Here is a 17,381-nt window from a genome sequence, read left to right as displayed (position 1 = left end):
TCACGATTCGCTTCCACCCGTTGCGTTGCTGCGCTTGGCGTTGGAGCGACGGCGGCGGGTACGGCGCTGGCCGCTGCGCGAGCCGGTAGCGGCGGTGCCAGCGGGTTTACGTACGGCAATCATATTGCTGCGTTCTTCATCACCGGCATCGGCCAGATCCATCCACCACTGCGCCTGCACGCTATCCACCTCTTTGGCTTCGGCGCGTAGTTGTAAAAAATCCACAGCGGCACGGAAACGAGGTTGTTCCGTCATGCGCCAGATAGCGCGATTGGCGATGCGCTCAAAACGGGGCTGCATGAACCAGATTTCGCGCATATCCGACTGGAAGCGCTTTTGAATCGGCATGATGCGGCTTTGTTTTTCCAGGATCAGGTCGGCGGCTTCCAGCAAGGCTTGCTGGGGATGCATGTCCTGGGCACTGCGTCGTTCCCATTCTTGCTTGACCAGCTTCCAGAGCAGGCAGGCATAGATAAAGCTGGGGCTGACCGATTTGCCAGCACGAACGCGGGTGTCGGTGCGGGCCAGGGCCATATCCAGGAATTCAGAGCCACCGGGCAGGCGTTGAACCGGCTCGACCATAGGCAAGAGCTTGCTGTGCAGACCCAGCGCCTGCAGGCGCTGGATGCAGTCCATGGCGTGGCCGCAGTTCAGCAGCTTGAGTGTTTCGTCAGCCAGACGGGACTCGGGTACGTTCTCGATCAGACGCGACAAGGAACGAATGGGCGCATCCGTTGCCGGTTCGATGGTGGCATCCAGCTTGGAGGCAAAGCGCACGGCACGCAGCATGCGCACCGGGTCTTCGCGATAGCGGGTTTCCGCATCACCAATAATGCGTACCTGGCGGTCTTTCAGATCGGCTACCCCGTTGTGGTAGTCGATGACGGTTTCAGTCAGGGGATCGTAGTACAGCGCGTTCAGTGTGAAGTCGCGGCGTGCGGCATCGTCTTCGATGGTGCCGTACTCGTTGTCGCGCAGGATGCGGCCATGTTCGTCCGTTTGCTTGCCGCTATCATCGGCCCGGAAGGTCGAGGTTTCGATGATTTCCTGGCCAAACACCACGTGAACCAGGCGGAAGCGACGGCCAATGATGCGGGCACGACGGAACAGGGGGCGGATTTGCTCGGGTGTGGCGTTGGTTGCCACGTCAAAGTCCTTGGGCTCCAGGCCCACCAGCAAATCGCGCACCGCGCCGCCCACGACATAGGCTTGATAGCCTTCGTGGTTCAGGACCTCGCACACTTTGATGGCATGACGCGAGACCAGACGCCGGTCTATGCCATGTTCTTCTCGTGTGTAGCGGCGCGGCCCTTTGGGACGCGCGCTTTTGGCTGGTTTGAGCAGCCGGTCGACAAATGTTTTTATTGTTCGCTTGAGCATGCGTCTGATTTTACGATTTGCTGTCCATCATGTCAGCGAACAAATCGATGACGACCCAATTGCGTTCGGTGGCCACGGCACGCAGCTTGTCGCTGGGGTTGGTTGCCACGGGGTCGGTCACCACTTCCATCAGGGGCAGATCGTTGGGCGAATCGCTGTAAAACCAGCTGCGCTCGAAGTCGGCCAAAGTTTTGCCCATGGTTTGCAGCCACTGTTCTACACGGGTGATCTTGCCAGCCTGAAAGCTGGGCACGCCGCTGATCTTGCCGGTGTAGCGGCCGTCTTTCATTTCGGGGGTGGTGGCGATCAGGTGGTCTACGCCCAATGCCGCAGCAATGGGGCGTGTCACGAATTCGTTGGTAGCGGTCACGATCGCCACCAGATGGCCTTGGTCCTGATGTTGGGCCAACAGTTCGCGTGCAGCGGGGCTGATCGAGGGCAGGATCACGGCCTGCATGAATTCGTCCTGCCAGGCCAGCAACTCTTCCTGGCTGGCATTGGTGAGCAGGCCCAACATGAATTCGGCCGATTCCTCGGCCGTCAGCAATCCCTGGTTATAGCGTTCCATCAGGTCTTCATTCAGACGAATGGCTTCAGCGGGGTCACCGACGCGGCCGGTACGGGCCAGGAAGTCAGCCCACTGGTAATCGCTATCTAAAGGAAGCAGAGTGTGGTCCAGATCAAACAGGGCAATAAAAGAAGAAGCAGTCATGACTCAACTAGAAGATTGGGTCTGGCTGTTGGCCAGAAGTTCTTTGAGCAGGGGTAAAGTGATGGGGCGTTTCTTTACCAGTGAATAATTGTCCAGCGCATCGATCAGTGCGCTCAAGCGGTTCATATCGCGATCGTAGTGAGTCAGTATCCAGCTGAGCACTTCCGCTTGCAGTTGCAGACCGCGGGCAGCGGCTCGCTGTTGCATGGCTTCGGCCCGATGGGCGTCCGACAGGTACTCCAGCCTGAATACCAGGTCCCAGCCCAGGCGTGTGCGCAAGTCCTCGCGCACGGACATGGTTTTGGGAGCCCGGTCGCCGGAGACCAGCAGCGTGAAGGCGTCTGGCCGGGTGGCCGACTCGCGCCAGCGATTGTACAGTGCAAATACGGCAGCCTGTCCGTGCTCGTCAAAACGTTCGATATCGTCGATGGCCAAGAGGCTGGGAGGGGCTTTGTCATCGGTAGCGATGTCAAAGATGGGCTGGGAGGGTGTATCTGAACTAAAATAGCGGCTGTCGTCTTGACTGGCCATCGCCCGCAGCAGATGTGTTCGACCTGCGCCGGGCGGTCCCCACAGGTAAACCGCGCGTCCTGGACTGCATTGACGCAGAGCCTGCAACGCAGCCTGATTCGCTCCGGCAACAAAGTTGTCCAAAGAGGCAGGCGGTGCTGGAGATATATCCAGAATCAGTTGCTCGGTCATGTGTCGTACAATTTCGTCCAACTCGCAATTTTCACATATCCCACGGCTTTTCCCATGAAAAACACTACTTCTGTTTCCTTGACCTACCGCGATGCAGGCGTGGATATCGACGCGGGCGATGCCCTGGTCGATCGTATTAAACCACTGGCTGCCAAAACCATGCGTGCAGGCGTCATGGCTGGAATCGGAGGCTTTGGCGCTTTGTTTGAAGTGCCTACCCACCTTAAAGAGCCCGTTCTGGTGTCCGGCACCGACGGTGTTGGTACCAAACTACGCCTGGCATTTGACTGGCAGCGCCACGACACTGTGGGTATAGACCTGGTGGCCATGAGTGTCAACGACATTCTAGTCCAGGGCGCAGAACCCTTGTACTTTCTGGATTACTTTGCCTGCGGCAAGCTGTCGGTCGACACGGCAGCTCAAGTAGTTGGCGGCATTGCCAAGGGTTGTGAACTGTCCGCTTGTGCCCTGATCGGTGGTGAAACGGCAGAGATGCCCGGCATGTACCCCGAAGGCGAGTACGACCTGGCCGGTTTTGCAGTGGGAGCGGTAGAAAAATCGCGCATTATCGATGGCAAGTCCATTGTTCCTGGTGACGTGGTCCTGGGTCTGGCTTCCAGCGGTGCCCACTCCAACGGTTACTCCCTGATTCGCAAGATTCTCAAGCACGCCAACGCCAAGCCTACCGACGAGCTCGATGGCCGTCCTTTGGCTGACGTGGTCATGGAACCCACCCGCATCTACGTGAAATCCGTGCTGGCTGCCTTGGCTGCCCACGGTGCGGACATCAAGGGCCTGGCTCACATCACGGGCGGCGGCTTGCTGGAAAACGTGCCACGCATTCTGCAAAAGCACCTGACTGCCCGACTGAAGCGCGATTCCTGGACCATGCCTGCCTTGTTCCAGTGGTTGCAAAGCAACGGTAACGTGGCCGACGAAGAAATGTACCGTGTGTTCAACTGCGGTATCGGCATGATCATCATTGTTCCGGCTGACAAGGCAGACGCCATCAGCGCCACCTTGTCCGAGCAAGGCGAAACCGTCTACCAATTGGGCGAAATCCTGGAGCGTCAGGAAGGTCAGGCACAGACCGAAGTGGTCTAAAAACCTCTGATCTTTCCGTCAGTAAAAAAGCCAGCTCATCAAGCTGGCTTTTTTTATTCCTGCATCCTGCTTTGAATTGCCCTGTATTACCGCATCGAATCTGATGTATTTGTTTTTTAAATAAATATTATATGGATTTGATTATGTCGTTTTTCGAGCTAATCCGAATTTAGGTATTACTCGTACATTCCATAATGTTCCCCGAACAGCAAGGCTCCTACAGTAGCGGCAAGCACATAGAAATTTCAGCTGAAATGTTAGAAGCAATTTCTTAGGGGGAAGAAAATGGAGCACAGCGATTTATCTTTGAAAGACCCGCATCCTGCTTTGCACAACGAAGACTTGGCGCCTTTGCCACGACAAAAACGCTTGTGGGGCTGGTTCGAGATTTTCAACGTCTGGTCTAACGATATTCAAAGTCTGTTTGGCTACACCTTGGCCGCCACCTTGTTCATTTCTTATGGTTTGAATGGTTGGGCCGTGTTTGCTGGCATCTTGCTGGCCGGTTTTATTGTGATGGGACTGGTGAACCTGAGCGGTAAACCCAGCGTGCTGTATGGCGTTCCCTATCCTGTGATTGCCCGTATCAGCATGGGGGTGAAGGGCGCCAAGTTTCCTGCTCTTGTGCGCGGAATTGTGGCCATTTTCTGGTATGGCGTGCAGACCTACTTTGCCTCCACGGCCTTGGCGCTGTTGTTCAATGCCTTGCTGGATCATCCCGGCGGAGCCTTGTTCCTGGGGCTGGATTGGGTGGGGTGGGTGTCTTACGTGGTGGTTTGCATCCTGCAGCTGGGTATTTTCCTGATGGGCATGAAGTGGATTACGCGCTTCCTGAACTGGGCGGGCCCGTTGGTGTATCTGGTGATGTTCGCCTTGCTGGCCGTGATCTGGTACAAGGCTGGCGGTGGTTTGCTCGATAAAGTGGGTGAGATCTTTGCCGGTAAAGGCTCTTACGAAGGCGGACCCTTGATGGCCTTTGGTGCGGTGGTGGGCACTATGGTGGCGTACTTTGCTGCCGTTGTGATCAACTACGGCGACTTCTCGCGCTTTGTGAAAGACGAGCGCAGCATGCGTATCGGTAACTTCATGGGCTTGCCTGTCAGCCTGGCCGTATTCTCCTTCCTGGCCTTGTTCATTACCGCCGGTACAGCTGTGTTGTTTGGCGAAACCTTGACCAACCCTACCGATATTGTGGATCGCGTCGATAGTTTGGCTTTGACCGTGATCGCGGCTTTGACCTTCTTTGCCGCAACCGTGGGTATCAACCTGGTGGCGAACTTTATTCCACCGGCCTTTGATTTGGCCAACCTCAAGCCCGAGCTGATCTCTGCCAAGATGGGCGGCATTCTGACAGCCGTAATTGCTTTCTTTATCGGTGCCTTGTGGCTGCCCTTGATCAGCGCTATCGGCATTACGGGTTTTGTGGATACCTTGGGCGCCTTGCTGGCTCCCTTGTACGGCATCATGATTGTGGACTTCTACTTGATCCGCAAACAGCGTGTCGTGGTGTCGGATCTGTTCAGCCTGGCAGAAAGCGGTACCTACTACTTCCAGAACGGCTGGAACAAGCGTGCAATGGCCGCTTTCTTCCTGGCGGCGGTGTTCTCGGTAGCGACCGTCTGGGTGCCTGCGCTGGCGAATATGGCGGGTTACGGCTGGCTGATTGGTGCCTTGTTGGGTGGCGCGTTCCAATACGTGGCCATGCGCACCAAAGTTTTGCCCAAGCTGAGCAGCGCTTCGGTGTAAGAGGCGTCTCGGGTAAAAAAATGGTCTCTTTGAACGGCCCCTTGGCAGTCGGATACTATCCGGCCGTCAAGGGGCCGTTCCTACGAGCGAGCCTGGTGTATCAGGCTGGCCAGATCTGGCGTGCCGCTTGCACAATCTGCTCGGCGGCTTGCGGGCTCTGGCAGTTGAATTGCAGACGTTCGGGTTCGGAGCGTAGCCAGGTCAATTGACGTTTGGCTAGCTGGCGAGTCGCGGCAATCGCCTGTTCGATCGCCACGTCCAGACTGACTTCGCCGTCCAGATACGACCACAGTTGCCGATAGCCCACACAGCGAATGGAGGGCAGACCGGGATGTAAATCAGGGCGTTGGTACAGCTTCTCCACTTCCTGCAGCAGCCCTTGCGCGATCATGTCGTGATAGCGAGCCGCAATGCGCTTATGCAGCCAGGATCTATCTTCTGGCTCCAGGCTCATGGTGACGTACTGATGGCTCTCTTCTTGCGGCTGGGCTTTGTCCTTGAGCCAGTCACTCATGGTCTTGCCGCTGATATGGAAAATCTCCAGCGCACGTTGAATGCGCTGGCTGTCGCGGGGAGCCAGTCGGGCAGCTGTCACCGGGTCGATGCGGGTCAGTTCCTCGTGCATGCCGGGCCAGCCAATCTCCTGGGCACGCTCATCCAGTTGCTGGCGAATGGCAGGGTCTGCCTGCGGTAAATCGTTCAAGCCTTCGCGCAAGGCTTTGTAATACAGCATGGTGCCGCCACAAAGCACAGGGTAATGCCCGCGCGTCCGGATTTCTTGAATAAGACGGGTCGCGTCGGTGGCGAACTCTGCGGCTGAGTAACTCTCTACCGGGTCGCGTATATCCAGCAAGTGGTGGGGGATAGCGGCTTGTTCTTCGGCGCTGGGTTTGGCGGTGCCAATGTCCATGTCACGGTAAATCGTGGCCGAGTCCATCACAATCACTTCAATCGGCCAGTGTTGCGCCAGGATATGCGTGCTTGCGCTTTTGCCACTGGCCGTCGGGCCAGCCAGGCACAGAATGGGTAAATCGTTCATTGTCCACGCATAAAAAGTTTGTCCAGCTCGCTGAGCTTCCATTGGAACCAGGTGGGGCGGCCGTGATTACACAGGTCGGCCCGGTCAGTTTGTTCCATCTTGCGAAGCAGGGCGTTCATCTCGGGGATGCTCAGGCGACGATTGGCGCGTACGGCGCCGTGGCAGGCCATGGTGGAGAGCAGTTCGTTGCGTTGCTCATCCAGGTGGCGTGACGAGCCTACCTGGGCCAGATCGCGCAGTACGGCACGGGCCAGCGATTCGATATCGCCTTGGGCCAGGAGGGCGGGGACGGCACGCACGGCCATGGTGGTGGGGCCTGCCGGGTTCATGCTCAGGCCCAGATCGGCCAGGGTTTCCTGATGCTCATCCAGCAAGGCGATATCACTTTCCGAGCAACTGAATACGACCGGTACCAACAGATCCTGACGAGGCAGTTCGCGGCCATCCAGAGCCTGCTTCAATTGTTCGTAGACCACGCGTTCATGTGCGGCGTGCATGTCCACCAGAATCATGCCCTGACGGGTTTCGGACAGAATATAGATGCCGTGCAACTGGCCCAGGGCCATGCCCAAGGGAAACTCGTCCGTTGTGCTGTCTGCCTCGCTTTGATAGCTGGTGACTGGCGTGTTGCTGGAAGCAGGTTCAATCGGGCGATACATGCTTTTCCAATCGACACTGCCGCCACCAGATGGCTCGCGCAGGCTGAAACTGGATTGCCAGCCTTGGCGGGCCGGATGGCTATACGGCATGGCGGGTTCGCTGCTGGTGTAGGAGCTGCTGGGTGCGCCAGGCGTGGCCGAAGGGTAGGGTGTGCCCGTTATAGGAGGCTGGGTAGCGCCTTCAGGCAAAGGCATGGCGGCAACAGGCGTTTCGCCGGCCATGCTGCCTTGCGCCAGGGTTTGTCCAACAGATTGCAGCACGAAGCGGTACACGGCACCGCTGTCCCGGAAGCGAACCTCGTGCTTGGCGGGGTGTACGTTCACATCCAGCGTGGATGGGGCAATGTCCAGAAACAGGGCATAGGCAGGCTGGCGATCTCCATGCAGTACATCGGCATAAGCACTGCGTATAGCATGTGACACAGTACGATCACGCACAAAACGGCCATTCACGAACAAGAACTGTTTGTCTGCACTGGGGCGAGCATGGGCGGGGTGAATCACCAGACCACGCAAGCTGATCAGACCTTGCTCCTGGGCGACAGGCAGGCTTTGCTCAATAAACTCTTTGCCCAAAATATCCAGCAGGCGTTGCTCCAGTGTGCCGCTGCGCCAGTGGCGTTGGGGCTTGTCATTGTGAAACAGTCGGAAAGCGATTTGCGGCTGTGCCAGGGCGATGCGCTCCAGCGCGGTCACGCAATGGCCGTACTCCGTGCCTTCCGTACGCAGGAACTTGCGACGGGCAGGGATTTCGTCAAATAGCTGACGTACATCCACATGCGTGCCAATCTGCCCGGAGGCGGGCTGGGGTTCGCTTTGACCCAGTGAGTACTCCCAGGCGTGCGGGTCGTCCTGAGTGCGCGAGTTAATCGTCAGGCGGGCTACCGAGGCAATTGAGGGCAGGGCTTCACCCCGAAAGCCCATGGAGGCCACGGACTCCAGTTCTTCCAGCGAGCGAATCTTGCTGGTGGCATGTTGCAGCAGCGCCAGGGGCAATTCTTCCTGGGTGATGCCGTGGCCATCGTCGCTGACAGAGATGCGGCGTATGCCGCCGCCGTCCAGGCGAATCTCGATGGCACTGGCTCCGGCGTCAATCGCGTTTTCCAGCAATTCCTTCAGGACAGATGCCGGGCGCTCGATAACTTCACCGGCTGCAATTTGGCTTACAAGCAAGTCCGGGAGTGGGATAATACGGCGTCTTGATGACATAGGGCGGCTGGCCTTGTGTGTATTCAGGGTTGAACATTACACGTTCAACGGGTTTCAAACGGTAGCGGCTTATTTTAACCGCTTGCTCTATGGTGTCGGTCTGGTCAGTATTGGACTGGCTGGATTGTTATTTTGGTGTGGAACTATGCCCGATTTACTCAGCATGATCCTTCATATTGACCAGTACCTGGGTGTGTGGGTCGAGCAGTATGGAGCCTGGATTTATCTTGTTCTGTTCTTGATTATATTTGGCGAGACCGGGCTTGTGGTTTTGCCCTTCCTGCCGGGCGATTCCTTGCTGTTTATTGCCGGGGCCTTTGGCGCTTCGGGCATGCTGGACCCGGTCATGCTGGGTGGCCTGCTGATCGTGGCAGCCGTGCTGGGTAATACCGTGAACTATCACGTGGGTCGGTATATAGGCCCGAAAGTCTTTACCCAGGAATCCCGATTCCTGGATCGTCGTGCGTTGGTCAAAACCCATGCTTTCTATGAAAAGCATGGTGGCAAGACCATCGTCATTTCCCGCTTCCTGCCCCTGTTTCGCACCTTCGCGCCTTTTGTGGCCGGTGTGGGCCATATGAATGCCATGCGCTTTCAGATGTACAACATTACCGGCGCGGTGCTGTGGATTTGCAGCTTGATTACCCTGGGCTACTTCTTTGGTAATGTGCCTTTCATCAAGGCGCATTTGAACACCATTGTGCTGATTGGTATTGCGGCAGCGGCAGTGCCTGTTGTGGCTGGGGCCTTGTGGAAGATCTTCAAGCGCAAGAGCAAGGGTGATGCGACTTTGTAGGATTGGAGATCGGATTGTTTGCTTGTTAAAGGTTAAGGAAAGGACGCCAATAGGCGTCCTTTTTTATTTCGGGAACCTGTCAGATATCGCTGTTGTTGGCGAGGGGGTAAAAGCCGTCGCAAAATCTGGGTTCAAGTGTTCAAGTGTTCAAGTGTTCAAGGTAACTATTGGCACTCTCGGTATTTTTGAAAAAGCTGCCTCTGTTTCAGCCGTTAGCGAAGAATGCCTCAGTTTTCTTGAGGGGGAGCCGCTAGTCTGCAGGCGGGGCCCTGGCCCGTGCTGCGCACGGGTACCCTTGTCTCTTGAGCTATCCAGGCGCCCCGTGAACTCGCGCGATAGCTCGTCCCCCGGACGAGCTATAAGCGTCGCGCTCAAACAGCACGGGGCTTGTATCCTGGATAGCTCAAGAGCCTGCGGCCAGAACCCTGACTCGCCTGCAGACTAGCGGCTCCCCCTCAAGAAAAGGCCATGCCGATTCAGGTTCAAACAGGTCCTTGCCCAAAGATGTTCTCTTTTTCGAACAGCCTCAGACTCTACGGAAACAAAAAAGCGCAGCATTTTTGCTGCGCTTTTTTCATCGAACCAAGCAGATAGTTAGCTACGGCTGGCCAGTGCCGGAAACTCGGCAAAATATCCCCGGATGCCGGTCAGAATGGCTTGGGCAATCTTGTCCTGATGCGAAGAACTACGTAGCAGACGTTCTTCTTCCGGATTACTGATAAACGCCGTTTCGATCAGAATCGATGGAATATCGGGTGCTTTCAGCACAGCAAAACCAGCGCGTTCAACATTGCGCTTGTGCAGGCGGTTGATCTTGCCGATCTCGCCCAGCAGGCGCGAGCCCACTTTCACCGAGTCGTTAATCTGTGCGGCTGTGGACAGGTCCAGCAGAATCTGTGCGACCTGACGGTTGTGGGAACCCAGGTTCAGACCACCGATCAAGTCAGCATCGTTCTCTTTCTTGGCCAGCCAACGGGCCGCCGAGCTGGTTGCACCGTTCTGGGACAGGGCGTAGATGGACGAGCCACGCGCACTGGGCTTGATCCAGGCATCAGCATGAATACTGATGAACAGGTCCGCTTTCACCCGACGCGCTTTCTGTACACGCACTTGCAGCGGCACGAAGAAGTCCGAGTCGCGCGTCAAATAAGTACGCATATTGGGCTGCGCATCAATCAGACGCTTCAAGCGGCGGGCGATATTCAGCACCACATCTTTTTCACGGGTCCCACCGGGGCCGATGGCACCGGGGTCCTCTCCACCGTGGCCGGGGTCCAGCGCAATCAGCAAAGGACGATTGGGAGTACCCGGCGTGGCTGCAGGCGAAGGGGAGCGCGGCGGAGTCGTGACAGGAGGCGGCGTACGAGCGACGGGCGGCAAGGTTTGCCCTTGTACCGTAGGGACAGGCGCGTCAGGCGAGTTTTGAGCCAGGCTTTCCAGGACGGAAGCCAGGGGGTCGTTATCGTCCTGAATTTGCAAGGCCAGCAGCGGGTCTTGCGCCACACGCGGGTACAAGTCCAGCACCAGACGGTACTTGTATTCGCCAACGGGCTTGAGCGTAAAAATCTGGGGAGCGACGGCCTGTTTCAGATCCAGCACCAGACGCACGACGTCGGGGCGGTTCTGGCCCACGCGCACGGAGCGAATGTAAGGGTCATTGGGGCGGACCTTGGAAACCAGCTCCTCGATGGTGCGGTTCATGGTCAGGCCCTGGATGTCCACCACCATGCGATGGGGGTTTTCCAGTGTGAAGTGCTCGGCCTTGAGCTCGCTATCCATTTCCAGGGTGACGCGGGTGTATTCGTCTGCCGGCCAGGTACGGACGGCCACGATGGTGCTGGCGTTCGCCAGCCGCGGTATGACGGGAAGCAGGAACAGGGTGGTGGCCGTGGCGACGAATCGGCGACGGGCCTTGCCGGCTGGGGCTACTTCTGCAGGCTGGGGGCGAGTGTCGTAATCCATAGCGTTCCTTTGGCGCTGCGTGCATCCAGGGTGGCCAAACGACCGTCACCGCAATAATCCAGGTGTAAATCCAGATCGGGCTCGGGCAATAAATCCCCTGCTTTTTCGGGCCATTCGATCAGCACAACAGCATTGTCTTGCAAAATATCGCGAAAACCTGCGTCGACCCATTCTCTTGGATCGCTAAATCTATAAAAATCAAGATGATAGAAGTATAAGCTAGAAACTTTATAACTTTCAAGCAAAGCGTAGCTAGGACTTTTGATACGACCGGTAACGCCACAAGCCCGTAACAGGGCCCGAACAAAGTGGGTTTTACCGGCGCCCAGGTCACCATGAAGATGAATTCGGCCACCCACAGGCACACCGGGAACCTGACCGCTTAGCAGCGGGGCAAGGCGCTCGGCCAAGGCGGTGGTAGCGTCCTCGTCAGGCAAGGACAGGGTTAAAGCTTGCGGATTCATAGGCTTGGATCAGGTAGCGAGGGATAACCACAATGGAATGGTCAAGCCCGCTAGTATAGTGCCGATCGACATGGTCAGTGCGACCAGACGGCTATCGGCTCCCATGCGGGCAGCCAGTACGTGGGCAGAAGAGGCCGTAGGCAGGGCAGCAAATACCAGTAACATCTGGCGCTCCAATGTGCTCATATCCAACACCCAGGCAATTGCCAGGGCCGCCAAGGGCAAAGCCAGCAGCTTGATGGCCGTAATCCAGCCGATCAAGGCCCCCGCACGCCGCGAGCCTTGCAGGGACAAGGTGGCGCCTACACACAACAAACCAATCCCCAGGGCACAAGCCCCCAAGCGGCTAAAGGCCAATTGAACCGGGCCTGGTACGGACAAACCAGCCAGATTCCAGGCCAGTGCAGCAACAGTAGACAGAATCAGGGGATTTTTAAGCAGCTCAATGGCGATACGGCCTTGCTGCCCCCGCGCCAGCACGGTCACTGCCACCATATTGGCCATGGGAACAGAAAAGCCCACCAGCAAAGCCATAACGGCGACACCCGATGGCCCGGCAATCGCACTGGCCAGAGACATCCCCAAATAGGTATTGAAGCGAAAGGCGCATTGAGTCAGGGCCGCGTGCTGCAAATGTTCGGGTTTAAGAATGGGCAGGGCCAGCCAGGCCAGAACCGTGCCTACGGCAATTAAAACAGCCGCAGCGACCAATAAAGGCCAGGTATCGCCCAGATTGAGCGGAATGCGGGTAATGGAATCAAACAGCAGGGCTGGAAACAGGACGTAATAGACTAGCTTCTCCGCACCCTGGAAAAAATCCCGGCTGAAATGAAAGCGATGCAGCAGTAAAGCCCCCAGTGCAATTAACAGGAAATCGGGCAGAATCAGCGGGAATATTGTGGCCATGATGAGGGTAAATAGAAGCAGATATAGGTATATCCCCTGTAGGTATCTGCTTTCAGAATTAACAATTGATGGGGATTAGCTGCGCTATTATTGGTTAGTTCCCCTTACCCAGGGGATGGATCTACAAAAAGACTAAAGAGGAGATGTTCCCATGATAGAGAAGTTTCCCAAGAAATTTGCGCTGCTATCCCTTTGTGCAAGTTTGTCCATGATCGGCACGGCTAATGTCGCTCATGCTCAAGCGGATTATCCTAATCAAGCGATTCGCGTCATTGTTCCTTTTGCGCCAGGCGGCTCCACCGATATTGTGGCGCGCATTGTGACCAAGGGCATGAGCGAAGTGCTGGGCCAGTCCATGGTGGTAGAAAACAAGGGTGGTGCCGGGGGCGCTATTGGAGCGGCGGAAGCGGCTCGCGCCAAACCTGACGGCTATACCTTGTCAATTGCCACCATCTCGACTCTGGCAGTGAATCCCGCTTGCCGCCCCAATGATTTGCCTTACGACCCCTTGAAAGACTTTGTGCCGGTCAGCAACTTTGCCAACCTGCCCAACGTGATCGAGGTCAACCCCAAATTCCCGGCACAGAACTTCAAGGAGTTCGTGCAGCAACTGAAAGACAATCCAGGTAAGTATTCTTACGGCAGCTCGGGCACTTGCTCGGTGCTGCACTTGTTTGGCGAAGCCTTCAAGCTGGAAACTGGCACCGACATCGTGCACGTTCCTTACCGTGGTGCCGGCCCGGCTGTAACGGATGCGGTCGGTGGCCAGATCAATGCCATGTTTGATAACCTGCCTTCGTCCATGGCCCAGATCCAGGCTGGCAACTTGCGCGCATTGGCTATTGCCTGGCCCGAGCGCCTGCCTGCTCTGAAAGATGTGCCGACCCTGGCTGAAGAAGGCTACCCGCAGTTGAACAGTCCGGCCTGGTATGGTCTGCTGGCTCCCAAGGGTACGCCGCCTGAAATCGTTGCCAAGCTGCATGCCGCTGCTGCGGAAGCCTTGAAGAAACCCGAAATTATTTCGGCTTTGGAAAAGCAGGGAGCAACACCGTCGGGTAACTCGCCTGAAGAGTTCGCCAAGGAAATCAAGGAGCAGTACGACTGGGCCCACGACGTGGTCAAGAAAGGCAATATCAAGCTGGAATAAGCCTTGGACTTTAAATGTCAGCCATAAAAAAACCGGCCTGCACAGGCCGGTTTTTCATTTCAGCCCTAAGGCCTAGCCACGATTGGCTTGCAGCACGGTCAAGGCCGTCATATTAATGATGCGGCGTACGGTGGAGCTGTAAGTCAGGATGTGTACAGGAGCATTGGCGCCCATCAGGAAAGGACCGATGGCCACGTTGCTGCCAGCAGCAGTCTTTAGCAGGTTGTAGCTGATGTTGCCAGCGTCCACGTTCGGGCAGACCAGCAGGTTGGCCGAGCCTTTCAGCGAAGAGTTAGGCAAGGTGCGGCTGCGCAGGGCTTCGTCCAGCGCGCAGTCGGCGTGCATTTCGCCGTCCACTTGCAGTTCGGGAGCCTGTTCCTGAATCAGCTTCAGGGCCTCGCGCATCTTGGGACCGGAAGCGGCCGAGTCCGAACCGAAGTTGGAGCGCGACAGCAGGGCGACCTTGGGTTCCAGGCTCAGCGTGCTCAACATGCGGGCGGCTTCAATCGTGTATTCCGCAATTTCCTGTGCGTTCGGGTCGTCGTTGACGTGCGTGTCAGTCAGGGCAACGGTGCGCTCGCCCAGCAGCAGGATGTTCATGGCGGCGTACACGCTGGAGTCGGGTTTGCGACCGATCATCTCGTCGATGTAGCGCAGGTGGTTGTGGTAGGAACCGATCGTGCCGCAGATCATGCCGTCGGCATCACCCAGGTGCACCATGGTCGAGCCAATCAGGGTCAGGCGGCGACGCATTTCCACGCGAGCCATTTCCTTGCTGATACCGCGACGGCACATTTTTTCCCAGTACGTGGTCCAGTACTGGTGGAAACGGTCGTCAGACTCGGGGTTGGTCACTTCCACATCCACGCCCAAGCGCAGGCGCAGACCAAATTTCTTGATGCGGGACAGCAGCACGGCAGGGCGGCCAACCAGAATCGGGTGGGCCAGCTTCTCGTCCACAATCACTTGCACGGCACGCAGCACACGTTCTTCTTCACCTTCGGTAAAGACGATGCGAGCCTTGCCGCCTTCGCGCACCAATTGCTTGGCTACGGCAAACACGGGCTTCATGAATGCGCCGGAATGGTAGACGAACTGTTGCAGCTTGGCGATGTAGCCTTCCAGGTCAGCGATAGGGCGGGTTGCCACGCCTTCTTCCATGGCGGCTTGAGCCACGGCGGGGGCGATGCGCACGATCAGACGTGGGTCGAATGGCTTGGGAATCAGGTAGTCGGGGCCAAAGCTCAGGCCGTAACCACCGTAGGCTGCGGCCACGGCTTCGTCTTGCTCTTCTTCAGCCAGAGCCGCAATCGCGCGGGCAGCAGCTTTTTCCATGCCACGGGTAATCGTGGTGGCGCCCACATCCAGCGCACCGCGGAAGATGTAGGGGAAGCACAGCACGTTGTTGACCTGATTCGGGAAGTCCGAACGGCCGGTTGCCATGATGACGTCATCGCGAGCGGCTTTGGCGACTTCAGGCAAAATTTCGGGGGTGGGGTTGGCCAGCGCCATCACGAAGGGACGGTCTGCCATTTTCTGCAGCATTTCAGCTTTCAGTACGCCACCGGCGGACAGGCCCACGAACACGTCAGCATTTTCGATGACATCAGCCAGCTTGCGTGCTTCGGTTTCTTTGGCGAAACGGGCCAGTTCAGGAACCTGGTGACCAGGGCGGCCTTTGTAGACTACGCCGTCAATGTCGGTGACCCAGACATTTTCTTCGGGCAGGCCCATGTCCACCATCAAGTCCAGGCAAGCCAGCGCGGCCGCACCGGCACCGGAGGTCACAACCTTGATCTTCTTGATATCTTTGCCGACCACTTTCAGGCCGTTCAGGAAAGCCGCCGTCACGCAAATGGCGGTACCGTGCTGGTCGTCGTGAAAGACGGGGATGTTCATGCGTTCGCGCAGCTTGCGCTCCACTTCAAAACACTCGGGTGCCTTGATGTCTTCCAGGTTGATGCCACCGAAGGTGGGCTCCAGACCGGCGATGATATCCACCAGCTTGTCGGGATCGGTTTCGTTGATCTCGATGTCAAACACGTCCAGGCCAGCAAATTTCTTGAACAGAACGGCCTTGCCTTCCATCACGGGTTTGGAGGCCAGGGCACCAATATTGCCTAGACCCAGCACAGCGGTACCGTTGGAGATCACGCCCACCAGATTGCCCCGGCCGGTGTAGCGGAAGGCGTTTTTCGGGTCGACCACGATTTCTTCGCAGGCGGCAGCAACACCAGGGGAATAGGCCAGGCCCAGGTCACGTTGGCTGACCAGGGGTTTGGTCGCGGCAATGGTGACTTTGCCGGGAATGGGGAACTCGTGGTAATCCAGGGCGGCTTGTCGATCTACAGGTGAACTCATCGTGTCCTCTTGCTCAGGCGCCAAACAGGTGTTTGGTGAAATCCAGGGAAGGCGTGGCGAATAGTGCGCCAGCGCCGGCTTTCAACAAGTGTAGATAATTAAACAGTCCGCAGTATTAGGGCTTATTATTGCCCTATTAGTAAATGCTTATAGATAGGGGTAAAGGCTTGGAAACAAACGATATCGCCCATCGCCTGGTACAACGACTCAGGTTGCGTCACCTGGCTCTGCTGATCGAAATCGACCGCTTGGGCTCGCTGACCAAAGTGGCGGATTTAATGGCGATGACTCAGCCTGCGGTCACTCAAGCCTTGGCCGAGGTGGAGCAAGTCTTTGGCACACCGCTATTCCTGCGTTCATCGCGTGGTATGGAGGCAACAGCGCAAGGGCAGATCGTGATTTCACGTGCTCGGGCCATGGTGCAGGACATGGAGTTGTTGAGTCTGGACTTGCAGGCGCACAGCATGGGGCGGCAAGCACATTTGCGGCTGGGGGTGATTCCCCTGGTGTCCGGCAAGCTGGTTTCCACGGCCTTGCGGGCAACTCGCCCTCAAGGGCAGGTCGTGTCCGTCAGCATCACCGAAGGGCTAACGGAAACGCTGCTGGAACAACTGCGTGATCACGCTTTGGATGCAGTGGTGGCGCGCAGTTCTCCGGACTTGAATATGAAAGGGCTGCGCCATGAAGCCTTGTACGCGCAGCAACCACGCTTGATTGCCAGCCGGGAACTGGCGGGGCGATTGGGCCGACGCAAGTTGGATTGGGCGCAATTGCAGGATCTGGACTGGATTCTGGGACCGCGCAATACCCCGATGCGGCGGCAGGTGGCGAATCTGTTTTTGCGGGCAGGCTTGTTGGAGCCGGTGCCCAGTGTGGAAACCTCTTCACCCAAGCTGATCGGTGAACTGATCGTGAATCACTCCCGTGCTGTGTCTGTGGTCCCGACCGAAATTGCTGAAGAACTGGTGCGCGTGTCCGGCGTGGCGATTGTGCCGTACTCCTTTGAGTGGGGCTTGTCGCCTATTGCGCTCTTTACGCGGGTGGCCGGCCAGCAGCGTCCGGTGGACACGTTGTTCGCGCAGGAGCTGAAACGGGTGTGTACTGATAAGACGGTGCCTTTGGAGCGGGGGGCTTTTTTCTACTAATGTCGTTCTGTCTGCTGCGGGCTGATTGCTAGTGTTACACCGTGAGCGC

Annotated in this window: 14 protein-coding genes; 5 read left to right on the top strand and 9 right to left on the bottom strand. The window is 57.1% G+C overall.

What is annotated here, in order from left to right:
- The 3 genes from pcnB to hda are packed head-to-tail and all read right to left on the bottom strand — an operon-like array spanning nucleotide 1 to nucleotide 2,794.
- Nucleotides 1–1,380, bottom strand: coding sequence for a polynucleotide adenylyltransferase PcnB (pcnB, locus tag ACLPGZ_RS07215; RefSeq protein WP_009461279.1), 1,380 nt, complete (start codon nucleotides 1,378–1,380; stop codon nucleotides 1–3).
- A gap of 10 nt (nucleotides 1,381–1,390) precedes the next feature.
- Complete coding sequence (locus ACLPGZ_RS07210) at nucleotides 1,391–2,092, bottom strand: HAD family hydrolase (protein ID WP_009461280.1); 702 nt, start codon at nucleotides 2,090–2,092, stop codon at nucleotides 1,391–1,393.
- A 3-nt stretch (nucleotides 2,093–2,095) separates the two neighbouring features.
- Nucleotides 2,096–2,794, bottom strand: coding sequence for a DnaA regulatory inactivator Hda (gene hda, locus ACLPGZ_RS07205; RefSeq protein ID WP_022983475.1), 699 nt, complete (start codon nucleotides 2,792–2,794; stop codon nucleotides 2,096–2,098).
- A gap of 54 nt (nucleotides 2,795–2,848) precedes the next feature.
- On the opposite strand from hda, the gene purM reads away from it, so the two are divergent.
- Both purM and ACLPGZ_RS07195 read left to right on the top strand, forming a co-directional pair.
- The gene (gene purM, locus ACLPGZ_RS07200) at nucleotides 2,849–3,898 is read left to right on the top strand and encodes a phosphoribosylformylglycinamidine cyclo-ligase (protein ID WP_022983476.1); all 1,050 of its coding nucleotides are present in this window, start codon (nucleotides 2,849–2,851) and stop codon (nucleotides 3,896–3,898) included.
- 285 nt (nucleotides 3,899–4,183) lie between these two features.
- Nucleotides 4,184–5,644 (top strand): NCS1 family nucleobase:cation symporter-1, encoded by a 1,461-nt coding sequence (locus ACLPGZ_RS07195; RefSeq protein ID WP_022983477.1) that lies wholly within the window; start codon nucleotides 4,184–4,186, stop codon nucleotides 5,642–5,644.
- A 100-nt stretch (nucleotides 5,645–5,744) separates the two neighbouring features.
- Here ACLPGZ_RS07195 and miaA read toward each other — a convergent pair whose 3' ends face one another.
- Nucleotides 5,745–6,683 carry a tRNA (adenosine(37)-N6)-dimethylallyltransferase MiaA gene (gene miaA, locus ACLPGZ_RS07190; RefSeq protein WP_115634191.1) on the bottom strand — a complete coding sequence of 313 codons (939 nt, stop codon included), beginning with the start codon at nucleotides 6,681–6,683 and terminating at the stop codon, nucleotides 5,745–5,747.
- Nucleotides 6,680–8,551 (bottom strand): DNA mismatch repair endonuclease MutL, encoded by a 1,872-nt coding sequence (gene mutL, locus ACLPGZ_RS07185; protein ID WP_239055184.1) that lies wholly within the window; start codon nucleotides 8,549–8,551, stop codon nucleotides 6,680–6,682. Before mutL ends, miaA begins: the two co-directional genes overlap by 4 nt.
- 145 nt (nucleotides 8,552–8,696) lie before the next feature.
- On the opposite strand from mutL, the gene ACLPGZ_RS07180 reads away from it, so the two are divergent.
- On the top strand, nucleotides 8,697–9,347 hold the full coding sequence (locus ACLPGZ_RS07180; protein ID WP_026485215.1) for a VTT domain-containing protein: 651 nt from the start codon (nucleotides 8,697–8,699) through the stop codon (nucleotides 9,345–9,347).
- A gap of 594 nt (nucleotides 9,348–9,941) precedes the next feature.
- Here ACLPGZ_RS07180 and ACLPGZ_RS07175 read toward each other — a convergent pair.
- Genes ACLPGZ_RS07175 through ACLPGZ_RS07165 form a run of 3 tightly spaced genes read right to left on the bottom strand, consistent with a single transcriptional unit; the run spans nucleotide 9,942 to nucleotide 12,679 of the window.
- On the bottom strand, nucleotides 9,942–11,309 hold the full coding sequence (locus ACLPGZ_RS07175; RefSeq protein ID WP_009461284.1) for an N-acetylmuramoyl-L-alanine amidase: 1,368 nt from the start codon (nucleotides 11,307–11,309) through the stop codon (nucleotides 9,942–9,944).
- Complete coding sequence (locus tag ACLPGZ_RS07170; RefSeq protein WP_009461285.1) at nucleotides 11,273–11,773, bottom strand: bifunctional alanine racemase/tRNA (adenosine(37)-N6)-threonylcarbamoyltransferase complex ATPase subunit type 1 TsaE; 501 nt, start codon at nucleotides 11,771–11,773, stop codon at nucleotides 11,273–11,275. The genes ACLPGZ_RS07175 and ACLPGZ_RS07170 overlap by 37 nt, the downstream gene beginning before the upstream one ends.
- Nucleotides 11,774–11,782: 9 nt before the next feature.
- On the bottom strand, nucleotides 11,783–12,679 hold the full coding sequence (locus ACLPGZ_RS07165; RefSeq protein WP_009461286.1) for an AEC family transporter: 897 nt from the start codon (nucleotides 12,677–12,679) through the stop codon (nucleotides 11,783–11,785).
- Between the two features lie 208 nt (nucleotides 12,680–12,887).
- Here ACLPGZ_RS07165 and ACLPGZ_RS07160 point away from each other — a divergent pair, with 208 nt between their 5' ends.
- On the top strand, nucleotides 12,888–13,826 hold the full coding sequence (locus ACLPGZ_RS07160) for a tripartite tricarboxylate transporter substrate binding protein BugE (protein ID WP_022983479.1): 939 nt from the start codon (nucleotides 12,888–12,890) through the stop codon (nucleotides 13,824–13,826).
- Nucleotides 13,827–13,898: 72 nt separating this feature from the next.
- Here the strand turns inward: ACLPGZ_RS07160 and ACLPGZ_RS07155 are convergent, their stop codons facing one another.
- Nucleotides 13,899–16,187, bottom strand: coding sequence for an NADP-dependent malic enzyme (locus ACLPGZ_RS07155; protein ID WP_035271015.1), 2,289 nt, complete (start codon nucleotides 16,185–16,187; stop codon nucleotides 13,899–13,901).
- Between the two features lie 143 nt (nucleotides 16,188–16,330).
- Between ACLPGZ_RS07155 and ACLPGZ_RS07150 the strand changes: the two genes are divergently transcribed.
- A complete protein-coding gene (locus ACLPGZ_RS07150) occupies nucleotides 16,331–17,332 on the top strand; it encodes a LysR substrate-binding domain-containing protein (RefSeq protein ID WP_035275544.1) in 1,002 nt (333 codons plus the stop codon).
- The last annotated feature ends 49 nt before the right edge of the window (nucleotides 17,333–17,381 follow it).

The organism is Alcaligenes sp. Me129, from assembly GCF_050487245.1.
GTDB classification, from domain to species: domain Bacteria; phylum Pseudomonadota; class Gammaproteobacteria; order Burkholderiales; family Burkholderiaceae_B; genus Alcaligenes; species Alcaligenes phenolicus.
This window is presented reverse-complemented; position numbering and strand designations above follow the sequence as displayed.